This is a genomic window from Planctomycetota bacterium (assembly GCA_018242585.1).
In the GTDB taxonomy this organism is placed as follows: domain Bacteria; phylum Planctomycetota; class Planctomycetia; order Pirellulales; family PNKZ01; genus JAFEBQ01.
Genome location: JAFEBQ010000004.1, coordinates 169,234 through 187,345 on the forward strand (window position 1 = coordinate 169,234; position 18,112 = coordinate 187,345).

An 18,112-nucleotide genomic window follows, 5' to 3' on the forward strand; every position below is an offset into this window, starting at 1 on the left:
ACTCGGGAGTATGCACGATGGTAAAGGGGTCACCCACTTTCGCCTTCAAGATTCACGGCATGGATTGCGCGGAGGAAGTGGCGGTATTAAAGCGTGAGATAGGGCCAGTCGTCGGCGGCGAGGATCACCTCAGCTTTGACATACTCAATGGCAGAATGACCGTTGCGCCGGCATTCGCAGACTTTTCATCCGAAGCCGTTCGGCAGGCGGTAGCGCGGACGGGTATGCGTGCCGAGGACTGGCAGGAGAACGCGGCGGAACTGATGGATGAAGGCTTCTGGCAACGTCGCGGCCGCACCGTTCTCACGGCGGCAAGCGGTGCTTTCACGGCGCTGGGTTTCCTCGTGCATGTGTGGACTGCTGGCGGATTTCAGTCTGCGCTCGGTTCGGAGGGAAATGGTGTGGCACATGCCGTTCCTCTCGCTGTGCGCGTGTTTTATGGAATGGGCATCCTTGCCGGAGCTTGGTACATCCTGCCGAAGGCGTGGTTCGCAGCCGGGCGGCTACGCCCCGACATGAACCTTCTGATGACGGTGGCCGTAGTGGGTGCGGTCGTCATCGGCGAATGGTTCGAGGCGTCCACCGTCGCGTTTCTTTTTGCCCTGTCGTTGACCTTGGAGTCTTGGAGCGTGGGCCGCGCTCGACGGGCCGTCGCAGCCCTCATGGACTTGACGCCGCCGACTGCGCGACTTGTAAGAGCGGACGGTGGTGAAGAAGAGGTATCGCCGGAAAGCGTGACCGTGGGGGCGAACTTCCTGGTGCGGCCGGGTGAACGTATTCCGCTGGACGGTCGCGTCCTCAGCGGAGCGAGCGAAGTCAATCAGGCACCTATCACCGGTGAAAGCGTTCAGGTTCCAAAGACCGCAGGTCAAGAAGTCTTTGCCGGGACGATCAACGGCGACGGTGCACTGACAGTCGAATGCACCAAACCCTCCGGAGATACGACGCTGGCCCATATCATCCGGCTGGTAGGGGAAGCGCAGTCCCGGCGCGCACCATCAGAGCAATGGGTGGAAAAATTCGCCCGCGTGTACACGCCCGCCGTCATGGCCTTAGCCTTAACCGTGCTGATCATTCCACCGCTCCTCTTCGGCGGGGCCTGGCAGGACTGGTTCTACCGTTCACTCGTTCTACTCGTTATCGCCTGCCCTTGCGCCCTGGTCATCTCAACACCGGTGAGCATTGTGGCGGCGCTGACCGCCTCTGCTCGCAACGGCGTACTCATCAAGGGCGGGCTGTATGTTGAAGCTCCTTCTCGATTGGAAGCCATCGCCCTGGATAAGACTGGCACGTTGACGCAGGGCAAGCCCCAGGTTGTGGAGGTCGTGCCTCTCAGTGGCCACGACGAGGAAGAACTCCTTGTACGAGCCGCCGCGTTGGAAGCGCAGAGTACGCATCCTTTAGCTCGCGCGATCATAGCCTATGCCCGGCAGCGCGGCATTGCGGTCCAGCCCGCGCAGGGGTACCAGATCGTCCAGGGCAAAGGCGCGACCGGCCGCTTCAACGGGCAGGACTACTGGCTGGGGTCGCACCGTTATCTGGAAGAGCGCGGCCAGGAAACGAAGGAAGTTCACCAGCGGCTGGAGGCGCTGTCGGCAGAGGGCCGCACCGTTGTGGTGATTGGAAATGCGGATCACGTCTGCGGCTTCATCGCTCTCGCCGACACAGTGCGGCCCGGAGCCAAAGAGACGCTCTTGGCGTTGCGCGATGCCGGTATAAAGCACATCGTCATGCTCAGCGGGGATAACCGGGGAACTGCCGATGCCATCGCCCGTGAGACCGGAGTGAACGAAGTTCACGCCGAACTCCTGCCTGCGGACAAGGTGACAGCGGTGGAATCGCTTGTCGCCAAGTACGGTAGGGTTGCGATGGTCGGCGACGGTGTGAATGACGCCCCGGCGTTGGGCCGCGCAACGCTCGGCATCGCAATGGGTGCTGCCGGAAGCGACGCGGCGATTGAAACGGCCGATATCGCGCTCATGTCCGACGACCTTTCCAAGCTCCCCTGGCTGATTCGGCACTCGCGCCACACACTGGCAATCATTCGGCAGAACATCGGGTTTTCGTTGGCTGTCAAAGCTATCTTTGTCGTTCTGACATTTGCTGGCTATTCGTCGCTGTGGACGGCAATCGCGGCCGATACAGGCGCTTCACTGCTGGTGATCATGAATGGGCTGCGCCTGTTGCGTTCACCCCAGTCTGTGTGATTGCATGGAGAACAAGAATTGCACAGAGAAACCGACGCCAGTGAATTGCGAAGTTGTCCGATTCTTCATTTAGCCCTAGTCGGCCAGCGGCTGGCGATCTACGATTTCATCACCGACGTGCGGCATGCAAAAGATGAACGCAACCATCACGCCAGTTTAGACTTACCATCCTCCATTTGCCGTCGCAGATGACCTTCCCAACCCCGGACACCAGCGATAAAAAGTTCAATAGCCGTCTTGTCGCCCCGACTTGATGAGACAGAAAGCCCATCGTTCTTTCCGGCGGTGGGCTTTTTCTCGTTTGGCGGCAATGCTTTGCGCCCGGTTTGTGTTCACTTGGGCTTTGTCCAAGAGTCCAATCGGAATTGGCGGGGCGGTGGGCGACTTCATCGCAACCGTTTAATAACAAAGGAGTTGCGGAGTTCAAGCCTAGCCGCCAGTTTCGCGACAATCGGCAGATGCCGACTACCATCGCCGCCATGTCGGTGTTGGAACATTCGTCGGCCCTGCCGATCACTTTGTGATGACCGAGTCATCATGCGCACCAGCGAGACGACACCCCGCGAAGACTGCCCTCACTCACCAGAACGAGTATCTGTCGTAAAATCTTCCTAATGTGCGTCCGCGGAGGTGGAGCGAAAGGATTCTTGCGATGGCGGAAGTGACACCCACACAAGGGCGATATCTCGCGTACATTCACGCGTATACGGATAGCTTCGGTTTGCCGCCGGCGGAGTCGGAAATTGCCGACGCGATAGGCGTCTCGCCACCGTCGGTGAACCAAATGATGAAGACGCTCGAAAGGAAAGGGCTCATTCGACGACAGTCAGGCGTTCCACGTTCCATTGAGATTTTGGTCGTAGACGATGCCATCCCAAAATGGAGAGGCAAACGCATCACTCGTACGGTCAGGGAGTGGACTCTTGCCTGGCCGGACGCGCGCCACCTTGAACAGGCCAGCGACGGCAAGGCGGCGGTCTATCGTTTCAAGATCGTCTTGCGAGACGCTGATCCGGCGATCTGGCGGCGGATTGAGACGAAGGACGTAACGCTTGAAAAACTGCACGAGTTGATTCAAACCGCGATGGGTTGGACGAATTCGCATCTACACCAGTTTGAGATCGCGGGTGCCCGGTACACCGATCCACGATTCATGAAGGATCACTTTGGTGCGATCGACTACAGTAACATTCAAATAAGCGACCTAGTTTCCAAGCACGGCTCCAAACTGCGGATGGGCTACGAGTATGACTTTGGAGACGGCTGGCAACACGATGTCGTCCTTGAAAAGGTGACGGAATCCGAACCGGGAGCCAAATACCCGCGCTGTATCGATGGAGAGCGAGCTTGTCCGCCGGAAGATGTTGGCGGTGTTTACGGTTTTGCCGACTATGTCGAGGCGATCACGAATCCGAATCACAGCGAGTACCGCGAACTCCTAGAGTGGAACGGTTCGTTTGACCCCGCGCAATTTGACGCGGCAAAAGCCACTCGGCGTATGAAGAAAGGACTGCCGACGTGGTGAAGAAAGGAACGAAGAAACCTCGCAAGCCCGCGAAAAGCGGCCGCTTTCCGCTGATCGAAAAGGAGCTTCACAATCGGACGAAGGTGGAGTTGGTCGCGATGATCTTGGCGATCGCCAGGGAGCACGCCGTTGTCGCGCGAGAATTGGACGATCGGTTGACGATCGAAAAGCCAGTGGATCTACTCGTCGCCGACGTGTCGTCCGCCGTCGATCGTGCGACCGATTTCGATGAGCGCATGATGAACCACAACTTCGATGTGGATTGGCAAGCTTATGCCGAAGTTCAGAAGGGGCTCTCGCTGCTCGTCGAGCTGGGCCAGCTTGCGGACGCGAAGTCGCTTGCGCTCAAGCTGATGAAAGACGGCAGCTATCAAGTCGAATGCAGCGACGAAGGATTGATGACCGACGAGATCAGCCAGTGTCTCAAGCCGGTAATTCGTGCCGTCAAGGCCGCTGGTGGTGACGAGGCTGTCAAGTGGGCTGACAACATGCAAATTGCCGACCGTGTTGGGTTTATTTGTGACAAGGAACTGGCAGAGCTACGGGGCGAGTCGTGAGCGAATATCAATACGTGGTCTTCCAGGCGGTTGGCGGCCCGCTCAATGATAAACAGTTGGCGTTCGCGCAGCGACAGTCCACGCGTGCCGAAGTGTCACGATGGTCGCTGTCCGTTGAGTACCATTACAGTTCCTTCCGCGGCGATGTCGATGGCTTGCTCCGAAAGTCCTGGGCTATCGCATTATCCAAAGGAGCCTGCCGCTTCAGCCACATCGATTTGGCACAAACCCTTGCCGGCGGAGTTCGCTAGTCAGCATGCGAAGCGTTGGATTTTGAGACTTCAGCTTTTGCGCATATTTTTCCGCGAGATCCGATTGCTCGCTGCCAGACAACACTTCGCGGAGTTCGGACAGTAGTTCGGCGACGCGCCGATAAGCAACCGTTGTTCGTGTAGAGACCAACTTTTCGATTTCGCGAAGCGTTGCGGCGGGATTGGTCGCCATCTTAGCGAGCCGTTGAGTCCGCCGGAGCGTGGCATCGGCCGCGGCGCGTTGCTTGGCCTCATCGGCAATCTTGGCCGCGGCGGCCTGAAGCTGGGCAACCGTACGGTTCGGGCGGGCCGTCGGCCAAGTTGACAAGTCGGAATCGGCTCTGTACTTCGCCAATATTTCAACTCGCGCGGACGAGGCGGTGTCCGCCATCCATGCGGCCAGCCAGCCGTCCTTCATCGTCGCCGGCTGGTCGCAAAGCCACTCGGAATAGCCAGCCAATGGTTCCGCACTTGCTGGCATAGCCGGCGCCTCCTGAGCAGCGGCGGCGATCAAATCGTCGCTGAGGCCGTAAAGTTCGGCGAGACTTCGCTGCGCTTCCGAGAGGTCTTCTAATCCTGCCGGAACCGGCGCCTCGACCGTCTCTTCTGGATCGTGTTCCATATCGCAAGCGATCGCCATGTAAGCCAAGTAGAGCGGACGCAAGTTGCCATTGAGTATCTCGGCACGAAGTGGGACCAGCCGACCAAAAACTGCGCTGACTTCCCATATTTCGTCGAGATCGCCAGGCTCATGGAATGGTTCGATCGCGAGGATTACTCCCGTTCCCACCTTGTCCTTCAGAAGACGCGGAGCGTCCTTGCCAAGGTAGGGCTGGGCCGCTTTGCTGTCCGGTAAACCGTGTGGCAGGCGGATCAGCAGTTTGCGAATTCCAAAGTTCGCATAGTGCAAGTGAATGTCGTAGCCGAGACGCAGCATCTCCATGGGGTTGCCGTGAAAGTCGCCGTAGTGATATTCGTTCTCGAATGACCATGGAGTAATCGTGGCACGCGTCGACTGCCGCCGCATGTACTGAAGATTTTGTTCGCTGACCGGACGATCGATAGCACGAAATGCGATATGCTGATACTCGCTCATTCGTCGGCTCCTTCCAAAATGCTTGGCAGGTCTGGCATAACCGGTCTTGGTAGAATGCTACGGGACTTGGTCCTTCCCGGCAGCCGATTCGCCGTGCGTTAGGATGCGGAGAATAGCGTCGAGCACGGCATTCAAATGTTCCCCCAAGTCCTCTGCAAGAAAGCGAAGCACCATGTAGCCGTTTTCCTGCAACGCGACATCCTTACGCCGGTCACGGCGATACGAGTCTGCGTCGCTCAGATGTTGCGCTCCATCGAGTTCAATTGCAACGCGCGCATCGGCACAAAGAAGATCGACTTCCATTTCGCCACAGCCATCGAATGGGATTGGCAGCTTCGTATTTAACCGAAATCGCCCGGCGGTTTCCGGCAGAGTTTGCAGGCGGCGGTAAAGAAATGCTTCGCTCGCGCTGCGAGCCCTCGCAACGCCTTCGCCATCGGCGGGTATCGTTCGCGCGACATGAGTAAACAGAGTCGCTAGAGGCTTATCGACTCCGTCACGGATAAGCCGCTGAACGCTGCTGGCGTATTGGCTCTTCCACTGGGGATCGACGGGCAGCGAAACTTCGGATGGCCAGCCGGGCACGGCGCTTGCCGGCAGTAGAATCCTGTAGCCCACCGCCTCGTAGCTTCGGCAACGTCGATCAAACATGCGGGCCAGCATGCGCACGTTAAGGTCCGCATAGTCGTAGACGATTACTTCGCGTTTGCGATCATGCAAACGGTGCAGCCTTCCGACGTATTGAGCGATCGTCCCACGCCACGAGACAGGCAGCGTGAGGAATAGCGTATCAAGTCGCGCGTCATCGAAGCCTTCACCAATGAACCGTCCAGTTGCCAGTAACAGCCTGGGCTCGTTGTCGGAAGTCGCCGTCAACCGGGCCATCACGGCCCGGATTTGCCTCTTTCCCATTCCACCGCGCAGCACGATTGGATGTTCGACGAGGGGCGATAATCGCTCCGCGAGCAGGTCGAGGTGCTCGTTGCGTTCGGTCAGTACCAGAGGTGATCGCCCTTCGCGAACGACTTGCAGCACCTCGTCACAGATCAGCCGATTTCGCGCCTCATCGGCGACCAGTTCCGAATACAGTTCCTGGAAGTGTATCCTGGCATCTTCCGCAACACTTGAAGCGTGAAAATCCGTTGGCCGCACGTAGACCGTGTGCTCAAACGGACGTAAAGCCGCTTCCGACTTGGCGTCAACGCGATGGCGAATGGGCCCACACTGCATGAAAATGATCGGATGGTGTCCATCCTTTCGAGTGACGGTTGCCGAAAGGCCCGTGATGAACTTCGCCTTCGCCTGGCGGGCAACTTGCTCGAAGCTATACGCGGACAAATGGTGACATTCGTCCACGACAAGATGTCCATAGTCTCCGACCAGATCGTTCACAACGCCTTTTCGCGAGAGCGATTGAATCAGAGCGACGTCAAGCAAACCGGTTGGCTTTTTGCGTCCACCGCCAATTTGGCCAATCGCCTTGGGCGGAAGATTCAGAAATGTTGCCAGGCGGTCAACCCATTGCTCCAGTAATTGCCGACGATGCACGAGAACCAACGTGTTAACACCTCGCTGGGCGATCAGCCACGTAGCGACGACTGTCTTCCCAAACGCGGTTGTGGCGGACAAGACGCCAGTGTCATGGGCCAGCAGGCGCTTTGCCGCAATGACCTGTTCCGTGCGAAGCTCGCCATGAAATTTGACATCGAGCGGTTTCCCAAGCGAGCGTTCGTCGCGATCGACTATGTTGATTCCTAAACCCACCAGGAGAGATCGCAGCTCGTCCAGGCAACCGCGTGGAAGACTGATGTGCTGATCGTGATCCTCGGCACAGGCTATGATGCGAGGCTTTCCGTAGGTCGGGAGTCGCATGGCCTGGGCCTTGTAAAACTCGGGGTTCTGAAATGCAGTCAGCCGTATCAGGCGATTTCGCAGGCCGGAGGATAATAGGTTCTTTGCAATGTAGAGTTGATTGCCCAAGATTAGCTCAAGCCTTTCTGGCAGTCGCTCGTCGAGTCGAGGCTCTTTGTGGCTTCCAGATGGTGGCGAGGCCCAAGGCGCGCTGTCGTCTTCCTCGGTCAGCGACAAGCGAACACCGACCACGCATCCTCTCCGCTCGGCAACGGATACGATTGACTCGATCGTCGACCTTTCAATCTTGCAAATCGCCGACAAAAACGCCCATTGGTCCGCGTGAGGAACGAAGCTCTCGTCGAGAAAAACACTATTACCTCGCTCTCGTGGCTCCTTTTGCAACGGAAGCGCGATGAGGTTACCGAAGCCGCCTTGAGGAAGCGTATCCTGATTGGGAAAAAAGCGGTCATAGGAATCGAGACCAATGCCTGGCCGTCGCTCCATGGTTTCGGTCAAAAGGTGCGCGCCGAGCTTGCGAGCGAGCGTGGCCGGAATTGCCTCTTGGAAGAACAGCCAAATATGTCCACCATTGCCGCTTCGCGAACGCTCTAGTGCGGCCGGCAATGCGAACTGACGACAGGTATCAAGAACGGCCTGCGCATCTTCTTGCCAGTCACGTTTGTCAAGGTCGATGGCCAGGAAAAAGCACGTTTCGTCGCGCAACATGGCGTAAACACCCATGACGAAACTTTTGCCCATATCATCCTGCCCTGAAAGATGCCAACGAACGACTTCGTCGGTAATGGGCAAGAATCGCTGGTGCGGACAGACGGCGCACTTGATCTTTGGCTTTTCGCAAACACCTCGAACCCACTCGTTGGCGCATGCCGGCGAATAACCCGAGCGACCGGTTCTCTGGTTTTCGAAGCGGCGTGGGTAAATGTCTTCTCGGCCGCGAAAGAGACCGCGAAAGAGAGCAATTTTAGCTTCGGGCGGTGAAAGACCGTTGACGCGTAGGTGTTGTTGCCCGTGCATTGCGGTCGCCATTCGTTCCACGTCATTAATACAAGCTCAGGTTTTCGCCGGCCGCCGGGAACCCTTGAATGCTAGCCGTGATTCGTCACTTGCGGCTATAGAAGCGCTCGGATTTCTTCAAATCGTGTTTGCACCGAATCCCAGCTTGGAAATGGCCCGAAACACAACACCTGGCATTGCGCCTCAAACTCGCTGCCTAGAGCGGCTCGAAGTTCAGCTGACGGAAATAAGGCACTACTCTTGGCGAACGTCATGTCGGGTGGTGGCACGTAGTTCTTGGAAAAATGCTTCGTGCTGATTCGGTCGTAATCGGCCTTGATGATCAAATATTCATCGGATCGAAGCATGGCCAGGACTTCCGGGCGCTCAGCTAGGCAGAACAGGTCGTAGTAGTGCCGGGCATATCCGCCGATCGGTTTGCCTGTTTGCTTGAACGCCTCGACCTTGGCGTGAATGGCGAACATTTTCTCAACGAATGTTCGCCGGAAATGCAAAAGCCGCATTTTGAACGGCCCTTCATCCTCGGCCCCGAGGCTTACGCCGGTTTCCTGAAGAAACTGCCCGACATAGGACTGAAGTTGGATGCGGTTGGTTGGCTCCCTGCCGCTTGCGGTCCCAGCCTCGACGAACACGCGATTACGAATATCGCCGGTGCCGATAAAACGCTGGATGTACTCGAACCGGTCGTTGCGACCGAACCCGCCGATGGTCTGGCTTTCGTGTTCAACAAACGTCAGCGCCGGATGGCATTCGATGGCGTCTCGCAGTTTTTTCAGTTCGCGGTCAATTGCTTTCTTGCCCAGGGCCGGCGCAAAGGCGGTCGGGTCAAAGAAGATGTCAATATCTTCTGAGAACCGTTGGATCAGGTTCCAGCCCTTGGACAAACTTGTGCCGCCCTTGAAGATGACCTTACCGCCAGCAACCTGCTCGATGATCCGCAGGGTTTCGGTGACGAAGTAATCCTTCTCGATGATGGACTCGCGCAGGCCCTGCGAGCGGAAATGTTCCGCCGCGCGGATGATGGCCTGCTCGAAGTCGGGATGCTCGAACAACTTCATGGCCTGCGCTCCTTCGCTTGCCATTTCAGAGCGTACGCCAGAACGGCCAGAATCCCAAAATCGAACCGAGAGAGCGGATTCAGGCTCTTTCGCAGCAGCGCGAGCTGGTGCTGGGCTTGGCCGAGTTGCTGGCCGATAGCTCCCAGCATGGCGCGGACACGCGGCGGCTCTGATTCGGCTACTTTCAGGAGACGCTCGAAGCGGCCCGGTTCGCGGAAGTGTTTGAGCAGCTTGCCCACGGTTTCTTCTGGCGACAACTCGCTCGCTTCTCCTCGCCTACGGAGGAAGTCGAGCAGGGCCGTATCGGCCTCAGGGAGTCCCCGCCAGGCTTCCGGCCTCCGCGTGTGGATGACGGTTTCTTTACCGACGATCAGCCGTGGCAGGCTGAAGCCATCGGTCGCCACTTCCACCTGGGCCGGGTTTTGCGTGGTGAAGCCGAGCAAGTTGGCCGCAGCAATGCCGGCAGGGAAGACTCCTCGCCTGTGAACCGGCAAAGACCGGATTTGGGCGCGATTGGGCTTGCTGTCTCCAAACGCCGTTGGCCGGGGCCGGTAATACAGCCCTTTTCCCAGACGCTGGATCACGCCCTGCCGTGACAAACGTGACAGTGCCTGAGCCACCGCCGTAAACGGCATTCCCTCAAAGTCCGCCAACCGCCAGACCCGCTCCCCACCCACCTCGACTCGGCGTCGTACGGTGTCAGCGGTGTTGGCGGCATCCGCTGCGGTTTTCTGCTGGTTCCTCATGAAATAATTGTCGCCCAGGCGCAGCCAAAGTCAAGTTTTTATGAAGTAAAACTTGACACGCGCCTTACAGGACGAGGATAAAGCCGCTGGGAAATCAAAACAATAACCATCAGTCTGGTTTTGGCTTATCGCTCCCGAACTGGCGACGCAACCCGGTTTTCCAGCCTCCCACCCCGGCGATAAAAAGTTCAATAGCCGTCTTGTCGCCCCGACTTGACGGGACAGAAAGCCCTTCGGCGAGCACGTCGAAGGGCTTTCTTATTTGTGGGGCGAGACTTGTGTCGTTGAGTCGGCAGTTCAAAAACACGATTTCCAGAATTCGCCGCTTGGCGGCGTAGTCGGCTGTAAGCCACCGTTGGCGAAGAGTTTGCGAGAGTTCAAAAACTTTCGCGGCCAATTCCGCCAATTCATCGTGCGAGCGGTCCAGCACGTCGAGTTGCAGCTTGATCCGCGCCAGCCGGTTCCCTACTGCCATTCGTCCGGCTTAGTGAGCTTGGTTTTGAGTTCCCCGGTGAGCGGATGCCCACAGTGCCCTCGCTGGATCAGCTCGCCGGCATCGGTCATGGCGTGCGACTGATAAACGTGCCCCCTAAGAATCGCTTGCACGCGGTCCCAGGTGCTTCGATCGACCAGCAGTTCATGCTTGCCAGGATACCATTGACATCGGAATTCAATTTCGCCGAGGTAGGCCCGATCCTTCAGGATGTTATGGACCGAGCTACGGGTGAAGCGCGGCGTCTTCGAGCGAAACTGCCGCCCTTCCGCAGCCCACGTCGCGCAGCCGGTCCAACGGCGGCACCAGCACTTCCATGTATCTCAGTCCCCGCAGGTCGCGCTCACGCAACTTGGCCTTCGACTCGGGCACCAGATGATCACCCGCCCCACCGCGAACCGCCGATTTGACAGCCCCGTCAGGCCTCAATCATCATGCGCCAATCCCGTGCGAACAGGCGCGGTATGCCCCCTTTTCTTTTGAGAAGAAAGCCGCATGGACGACAAGCCGGCTGAACCAACTGTCCGCTCCCCACTCGCAACACCTCGCAGCCTTATGGGTCGCATTCTGACCTATCTGCATTGGGCAATTGCGGCGGTTGGGTTTTGCGCCATGCTGGCCTATTCGGTTGACCATGACGAAACGAGCGTTAAAGGATTCGCCGCCGCCTACAGTGTCGCCATGTTCGTCATGTATTTGGCGCGCATGATTGAAACATGGATTAGCTATCGACGCATGATGCGCGGCAAGGGATAGCTCGGTGCCCCTTGGCCCAAGCCGTTGGAGTGGCCTCGCCAGAATACCTTGTTAGCCGCGGTCGCGGGGCGCTAATCAAGCGGCGCGGCGCCTCGCAACCGAGTTGTCAATTACTCGGCGGTGCCGGCCTTGGCTTCCTGGTCCGATTTGAGCGACGCCAGCAGTTGGTTCAGTTCGTCAAGCTTGATCGGTTTGACCAGATGGTGGTCAAAACCGGCGGCGTAGCTTTGCCGTCGGTCTTCCTCGCGTCCGTAGCCGGTCAGGGCGATCAGCACGATACCCTGCAAGCCAGGCAGCGATCGCAATCGTCGCGCTACCTGGTAGCCATCCATGCCGGGCATGCTAATGTCGATCAGCGCTACCTCGGGACGCAACTCCTCGGCCGCTTCCAAGGCCGCCGCGCCTTCGTGGTAAGACTCGACTTCGTGCCCGAAACAGCGGAGCAACATGGCCAGGCTGAGGGCGGCGTCGGCATTGTCGTCGACCAGCAAGATGCGATGCGCGCCATTGGCCGAGTCTTCGCCGTTCGACGCGTCATCGGGCACCAAGGGTGGCGCCATGTGGCCGACCAAGATCGGCAGCCGCACGACAAACTCGCTGCCTTGGCCCGGCCCTTCGCTACGCGCGTCAACTCGGCCGCCATGCAACTCGACCAGGTGACGCACCAGTGTCAGGCCGATGCCCATCCCGCCGTACGAGCGGTCGAGCGAGTTGTTGACCTGGGTGAACAACTCAAACACTGAAGGCAGCATTTCGGTCGGAATGCCGATGCCGTTGTCTCTGATATGGATCGCCGCTTCTTGGCCCTCGTGTTCGAGCGTCAGGCAAATCTGGCCGCCAGGCTCGGTGAACTTGGCGGCGTTATTCAGTAAATTGCCCAAGACTTGCGTCAGCCGAATCAAATCGCCGTCCACGTAAACAGGGGCCGCTGGGAGATTGACTTCCAGACGGTGACCCCGCGCGTCGATCGAGGGTCGACTCATTTCGATGGCACGGGCCACGACTTCCGACAAGTCGACCGGCTCGCGCTTGAGCACAATCGAACCACGAGTAGCGCGCGACATGTCGAGCAAGTCGTCGACTAGCCGGACCATTTGTTGCACTTGTCGATCGAGGACGTCATGCACCCATTCCAACTCCGGACTCACGGCCACATGATGGTGCAGGATGTCCACGGCGCTGCGAATGGGGGCCAAGGGGTTGCGAAGTTCGTGAGCCAACATCGCCAGGAATTCGTTCTTGCGACGATCGCTTTCCTGAATGTTGTGATACAAGCGCGCGTTCTCCAGCGCGGTTGCCGCGCGGTCGGCCAACGTCTTGCAAAACAAGACGTCGTCCTGATGGAACTCTCGTTCGCCGTGCCCCACCGCTACCGTCATGACTCCAGCGAGTCCCCCTCGGGCGCGAAGCGGGACGATGATCGCCGAGGTGGGAGTGAAATCGATTGGCGTGTCTCGCGGCGGCGCGGCCTGTGATGCGCCTTGCGACAATACCTCTCGACTGCCCAACCATTCCGGAATCTCGCTATTGATCACCTGCCGCAACGGCTCGCGCAGAATGTGAGGCAGGATCGGCGCCCCGTTGGTCGAAAACGATTGCATCAAGCCCGAGGCGTTGATCCAGGAAACTTGCCGCTCGCGGGGCCGGCCTTGATCGTCGATCAAACTGATAAAGCACGCATCAGCCAGGGACGGCACAATGTGGCGCGTCAGCGCCAACAACGAACGGTCGGAATACAACGTCTTGGAAAGTACCACGCTCGCTTCGGCCAAAAACGCCGAGCGGCGCATCAACTCTTCGGCCGCGGCCCGAGCTTCCTGCTCGCGCGCCAAGGCGATCTGAGCCTCGGCTTGCCGTTTTACTTGCTCGGTGGCCCTAAATAGATTGACGAACACCGCCACCTTGGTGCGTAACACGTTGGGGACCACCGGTGACAGAATATAGTCGACGGCCCCGAGCGAGTAGCTTTGGCTGGCCAGCAAGTCGTCGCTAAACGCGGTCACGAAGATAATCGGCGTGTTTGCGCAGCGCGGATGCTGGCGAATCAACTCGGCCGTTTCAAAACCGTCCATGTCCGGCATGTTGATGTCGAGCAGGATGACAGCGAATTCCCGGTCCAACAACAGCCTCAGCGCGTCGCGTCCGCTGGACGCCGTGACCACATTCTCATCCAACTCCTCCAGAACAGTACACAAGGCCAGCAGCTTGTCGCACTGGTCGTCGACAATCAGGATGTTGACTCGTTCGTTGTTCATTATCGCCAACCTTTCCGCGGGCCGCCTTTCGCCGCGCAACCAAACCAGGTCTCGACCTGACGTGCCCGAACGTCGTCTTCTCCCTTTAGCGGTGCAGCCAGGCTCGCAACGCCGACAACATTTGCTCGGTGTCGACAGGCTTGGACAGATAGTCCCACGCTCCAGCCTCGATGCACCGCTCGCGGTCTCCCTTCATCGCCTTGGCGGTGACGGCAATGATCGGCAAGTCCTTGAACCGGGCCATGGCACGAATGGCACGAATGGTCTCGTAGCCGTCCATCTCGGGCATCATGATATCCATCAGCACGACGTCGACTTCGGGGTCGTTTTGCAAGATGGCAATCGCGCCGCGTCCGGTTTCCGCCGACACGATGACCATGTTGTGCTGTTCGAGAGCGCTCGACAGGGCAAAGATGTTGCGAATATCGTCGTCGACGATCAGCACCTTCTTGCCGGCCAGGACTTTGTCCGAACGACGCAACTGGTCGAGCAATTGCTGCTTGTCTTCCGGCAGATGCCTGAGCGGAAAGTGGAGCAGCAGCATCGCCTGATCGAACAGCCGATTCAGGCTCAGCGAGCGTTGGACGATCGAGCGTTCGAGCAACGCTTTGATATTCAGGCTTTCCTCGTCCGCCAGCGGGCCGTCGCTATACAGCAGGAACGACAACCGATGCGGAGAATGCTCCGCCGTCTCGATCTCGACCAGCGATTCGTAATCGCCCTGAGTTTCGTCGACATCGATCAACACGCAGTCGATGGGTTGCTCGCCCAGGACTTGAGCCGCCTGCTCTAGATTGCCAACGTCCACGATCTCGATCTGATCTTGTTGCAGCAACTTGGCGAATTGCTCGCGCTTGCCGCCATCGGGCTCGACAATCAGCAAGCGGCGATGCCGCCGTTGGCCGAACTCGGCGACTTCGTCGATCAGCCGCTCGAGGGTTTCGCGGTTTTGCACCGGCTTGGTGATAAAGCCCAGCGCGCCAGCCGAGAAAGAGCGCTCGGCGAATTCTTCCGTCGAGACAATCCAAATCGGAATGTGTCGCGTTTGCAGATCGTTCTTCAATCGCTCCAGCACGCGCCAGCCGTCGATATCGGGCAGACAGATATCAAGCAGAATCGCTTCCGGCTCGTAATCCTGCGCCATGGGAAGCGAAGCTGTCCCCAGCGAAGTGACCAGGCCTTTGCATCCCCGTTCGCGAATCACCTCCAACAACAGTTTCGCGAAAGGCAGATCGTTTTCCACGATCAACATCCGGCGATCCGTGGCCCGCAACGAATCGCGATCATCGCCGGCCTCGTTGATTAACGGCAAAGGTTGCGGCAAATCATAAGCGGCAATGGCCACTGGTTCGCTCTCGACGGCACGCTTCGTCGCGCCAAGGAGCAAAGTCGCGTTGTTACCACTGGTCAACTCGGCGTGCGTGGCGCCCGAGGGCAGTGGCACATCGGCGCCGACCGGACGACGCGTAGCGCGTGGCGACGTGTAGTTCTCGGGCAAGTAGAGCGTGAACGTGCTTCCCTTGCCCGCCGTGCTGAACAGCCGAATCTCGCCCCCCAGCAGTCGCGACAGTTCGCGACTGATCGCCAGGCCCAGGCCCGTGCCACCGTACTTGCGACTGGTGCTGCCGTCGGCCTGCTGGAAGGCCTCGAAGATGATCTGCTGCTTGTCGGCTGAAATACCGATGCCCGTGTCGGTCACCGAGAACGCGAGCACGCCCGACGCGTAGTTCAGATTGTCGTTCTCCGGGTTCCAACCATCCTCCACGCGACTGACGGCCAGCGACACCGAGCCAAAGTGGGTGAACTTGAACGAGTTCGACAGCAGGTTCTTGATCACCTGCTGTAACCGCTTCGAATCGGTCGACATGGTCTCGGGCAAGTTCGGCGCCATCTGGATGATGAAGTCGACGTTCTTGGCTTCGGCCACGTGCCGGAACGTCCGCTCGACATAATTCCGCATGTCCGACAAGCGCAACTCGCCGACGTCGACCACCACGGTCCCTGATTCGATCTTCGACAGGTCAAGAATGTCGTTGATCAGCATCAGCAGATCGTTGCCCGATGAATGGATCGTCTTGGCGAACTCGGTTTGCCGCCCCGTCAAGTTTCCTTCCGAATTCTTCGAGAGCTGATCCGAGAGGATCAACAAGCTGTTGAGTGGCGTGCGCAGCTCGTGCGACATGTTCGCCAGGAACTCCGATTTGTACTTCGACGTCAGCGCCAACTGCTTGGCCTTTTCTTCCAGCGCCTGGCGAGCTTGCTCCACCTCTTGATTCTTGCGTTCGACTTCCTGGTTCTGGTGTGCCAGCAGCTTGGCTTTTTCCTCCAGTTCCTCGTTGGTTTTCTGCAGTTCTTCCTGGCGAGTCTGCAGTTCCTGGGCCAGCGACTGGGACTGGGTCAACAGGTCTTCCGTGCGCATGTTCGCTTCGATCGTGTTGAGCACGATGCCGATGCTTTCGGTCAACTGATCGAGCAGCGCCTGGTGCGTCGAGCTGAACCGCTCGAGCGACGCCAGTTCCAGCACCCCTTTGACCTGACCTTCGAAAATCACCGGCAACACGATGATGCTTTGCGGCGCGGTGTCCCCCAGCACTGACGCGATGCGGACATAATGCGGCGGCGCGCTGGTGATCAGGATTTTCTCCTTTTCAATCGCGCACTGCCCAACCAGTCCTTCGCCCAGCCCCAGTTTGCTGCCAATGGCCGCTTGGCCGCGATCGGCATAGCTGGCCAGCAACCTCAATTGCGGCGACTCCTTGGTCGAGTCAAGAATGTAGAACACCGCCTGTTGCGAGCTGACCACCGGGACCAATTCGGAAAGAATCATGCGCCCCACGGTCGAGAGATCGCGTTGCCCTTGCAACATCCGGCTGAACTTGGCCAGGTTCGTCTTGAGCCAATCCTGCTCGCTGTTTTTGAGCGTGGTTTCCTTCAGGTTGCGAATCATTTCGTTGATGTTGTCTTTCAGCGCCGCCACTTCCCCTTGGGCTTCGACGGTGATGTGCCGCGTCAGGTCACCCTTGGTCACCGCCGTGGCCACCTCGGCGATGGCGCGCACCTGGGTGGTGAGGTTCGCCGCCAACTGATTGACGTTCTCGGTCAGCCCTTTCCACGTGCCAGCCGCGCCGGGAACTTTGGCCTGGCCACCCAACTGCCCTTCGACGCCCACCTCGCGGGCCACGGTCGTTACCTGGTCGGCAAACGTCGCCAGCGTGTCGATCATGCCGTTGATCGTATCCGACAAGGCCGCGATTTCCCCCTTGGCTTCCACGGTGAGCTTCTGCTTCAAGTCGCCATTGGCCACGGCGGTCACGACCTTGGCAATGCCGCGCACCTGGCTGGTCAGATTGCCGGCCATGAAGTTCACGCTGTCGGTCAAATCCTTCCACGTGCCCGAGACACCTTTCACTTGGGCCTGTCCGCCCAGAATTCCTTCGGTGCCGACTTCGCGCGCCACGCGCGTGACTTCCGAGGCAAACGAGCTCAACTGATCGACCATCGTATTGACGGTGTTCTTGAGTTCGAGGATTTCCCCCTTCACGTCCACCGTGATCTTCTTCGACAAGTCGCCGCTGGCCACGGCCGTGGTCACGTCGGCAATGTTGCGCACCTGGCTGGTCAGATTGCCGGCCATGAAGTTCACGCTGTCGGTCAAATCCTTCCACGTGCCCGCCACGTCGCGGACGTTGGCCTGGCCGCCCAGCTTGCCTTCGGTGCCGACTTCGCGCGCCACGCGCGTCACTTCGGCCGCGAACGAGCGAAGCTGATCGACCATCGTGTTGATCGTGTTCTTCAGCTCGAGGATTTCACCACGGACATCAACCGTGATCTTCTTGGACAAGTCGCCATTGGCGACGGCCGTGGTCACTTCGGCAATGTTGCGCACCTGGCTGGTCAAATTGCCGGCCATGCTGTTCACGCTGTCGGTCAAGTCCTTCCACGTGCCCGCCACGTCGCGGACGTTGGCCTGGCCGCCCAACTTGCCTTCGGTGCCGACTTCGCGAGCCACACGCGTGACTTCGGCCGCGAACGAGCGAAGCTGATCGACCATCGTGTTGATCGTGTTCTTCAGTTCGAGAATTTCCCCCTTCACGTCCACCGTGATCTTTTTGGACAAGTCACCGTTGGCCACGGCCTTGGTCACGTCGGCAATATTGCGGACCTGGCCGGTCAGGTTGGCGGCCATGCTGTTCACGCTATCGGTCAAGTCCTTCCACGTGCCGGCCACCCCTTTCACGTCGGCCTGGCCACCCAGCTTGCCTTCGGTGCCGACTTCGCG

General features: G+C 58.7%; 10 protein-coding genes and 2 pseudogenes (1 of these 12 cut by a window edge). 4 read left to right on the top strand and 8 right to left on the bottom strand.

Translation table 11 applies throughout. The features are described from left to right. The first annotated feature begins 17 nt into the window (after nucleotides 1-17). The 3 genes from cadA (at nucleotide 18) to JSS27_02370 (ending at nucleotide 4,289) form a co-directional block, all read left to right on the top strand. A complete protein-coding gene (gene cadA / locus JSS27_02360; protein ID MBS0207774.1) occupies nucleotides 18-2,207 on the top strand; it encodes a cadmium-translocating P-type ATPase in 2,190 nt (729 codons plus the stop codon). Nucleotides 2,208-2,859: 652 nt separating this feature from the next. Beyond that, nucleotides 2,860-3,732 carry a helix-turn-helix domain-containing protein gene (locus tag JSS27_02365; GenBank protein ID MBS0207775.1) on the top strand — a complete coding sequence of 291 codons (873 nt, stop codon included), beginning with the start codon at nucleotides 2,860-2,862 and terminating at the stop codon, nucleotides 3,730-3,732. After that, nucleotides 3,726-4,289 carry a hypothetical protein gene (locus JSS27_02370; protein ID MBS0207776.1) on the top strand — a complete coding sequence of 188 codons (564 nt, stop codon included), beginning with the start codon at nucleotides 3,726-3,728 and terminating at the stop codon, nucleotides 4,287-4,289. The genes JSS27_02365 and JSS27_02370 overlap by 7 nt, the downstream gene beginning before the upstream one ends. A 204-nt stretch (nucleotides 4,290-4,493) precedes the next feature. Here JSS27_02370 and JSS27_02375 read toward each other — a convergent pair whose 3' ends face one another. The 6 genes and pseudogenes from JSS27_02375 to JSS27_02400 form a co-directional block, all read right to left on the bottom strand. Beyond that, the gene (locus tag JSS27_02375) at nucleotides 4,494-5,636 is read right to left on the bottom strand and encodes a hypothetical protein (GenBank protein ID MBS0207777.1); all 1,143 of its coding nucleotides are present in this window, start codon (nucleotides 5,634-5,636) and stop codon (nucleotides 4,494-4,496) included. Nucleotides 5,637-5,693: 57 nt separating this feature from the next. Continuing rightward, entirely contained in the window at nucleotides 5,694-8,525 is a 2,832-nt protein-coding gene (locus tag JSS27_02380) for a DEAD/DEAH box helicase family protein (GenBank protein MBS0207778.1), read from the bottom strand. A 95-nt stretch (nucleotides 8,526-8,620) separates the two neighbouring features. Then, the gene (locus JSS27_02385; protein MBS0207779.1) at nucleotides 8,621-9,583 is read right to left on the bottom strand and encodes a nucleotidyl transferase AbiEii/AbiGii toxin family protein; all 963 of its coding nucleotides are present in this window, start codon (nucleotides 9,581-9,583) and stop codon (nucleotides 8,621-8,623) included. Next, the gene (locus tag JSS27_02390; protein MBS0207780.1) at nucleotides 9,580-10,329 is read right to left on the bottom strand and encodes a hypothetical protein; all 750 of its coding nucleotides are present in this window, start codon (nucleotides 10,327-10,329) and stop codon (nucleotides 9,580-9,582) included. Before JSS27_02390 ends, JSS27_02385 begins: the two co-directional genes overlap by 4 nt. A 109-nt stretch (nucleotides 10,330-10,438) precedes the next feature. After that, nucleotides 10,439-11,094, bottom strand: a pseudogene (locus JSS27_02395) (recombinase family protein). Further along, complete coding sequence (locus tag JSS27_02400; protein ID MBS0207781.1) at nucleotides 11,048-11,194, bottom strand: hypothetical protein; 147 nt, start codon at nucleotides 11,192-11,194, stop codon at nucleotides 11,048-11,050. Before JSS27_02400 ends, JSS27_02395 begins: the two are co-directional and overlap by 47 nt. Before the next feature lie 123 nt (nucleotides 11,195-11,317). Between JSS27_02400 and JSS27_02405 the strand changes: the two genes are divergently transcribed. Beyond that, nucleotides 11,318-11,578, top strand: a complete 261-nt coding sequence (locus JSS27_02405) for a hypothetical protein (GenBank protein MBS0207782.1) — start codon at nucleotides 11,318-11,320, stop codon at nucleotides 11,576-11,578. 110 nt (nucleotides 11,579-11,688) lie between these two features. On the opposite strand, the gene JSS27_02410 is transcribed toward JSS27_02405, so the two are convergent. Both JSS27_02410 and JSS27_02415 read right to left on the bottom strand, forming a co-directional pair. Beyond that, complete coding sequence (locus tag JSS27_02410) at nucleotides 11,689-13,833, bottom strand: response regulator (GenBank protein MBS0207783.1); 2,145 nt, start codon at nucleotides 13,831-13,833, stop codon at nucleotides 11,689-11,691. 85 nt (nucleotides 13,834-13,918) lie between these two features. Beyond that, nucleotides 13,919-18,112: pseudogene (locus JSS27_02415) on the bottom strand (HAMP domain-containing protein) (it continues 688 nt past the right edge of the window).

What these genes read in the sequence shown, in the direction of transcription:
- cadA (MBS0207774.1), top strand. Translation starts at nt 18, where the DNA reads ATGGTAAAGGGGTCACCCACTTTCGCCTTCAAGATTCACGGCATGGAT.
- JSS27_02365 (MBS0207775.1), top strand. Translation starts at nt 2,860, where the DNA reads ATGGCGGAAGTGACACCCACACAAGGGCGATATCTCGCGTACATTCAC.
- JSS27_02375 (MBS0207777.1), bottom strand. Translation starts at nt 5,636, where the DNA reads ATGAGCGAGTATCAGCATATCGCATTTCGTGCTATCGATCGTCCGGTC.
- JSS27_02380 (MBS0207778.1), bottom strand. Translation starts at nt 8,525, where the DNA reads ATGCACGGGCAACAACACCTACGCGTCAACGGTCTTTCACCGCCCGAA.
- JSS27_02385 (MBS0207779.1), bottom strand. Translation starts at nt 9,583, where the DNA reads ATGAAGTTGTTCGAGCATCCCGACTTCGAGCAGGCCATCATCCGCGCG.
- JSS27_02390 (MBS0207780.1), bottom strand. Translation starts at nt 10,329, where the DNA reads ATGAGGAACCAGCAGAAAACCGCAGCGGATGCCGCCAACACCGCTGAC.
- JSS27_02405 (MBS0207782.1), top strand. Translation starts at nt 11,318, where the DNA reads ATGGACGACAAGCCGGCTGAACCAACTGTCCGCTCCCCACTCGCAACA.
- JSS27_02410 (MBS0207783.1), bottom strand. Translation starts at nt 13,833, where the DNA reads ATGAACAACGAACGAGTCAACATCCTGATTGTCGACGACCAGTGCGAC.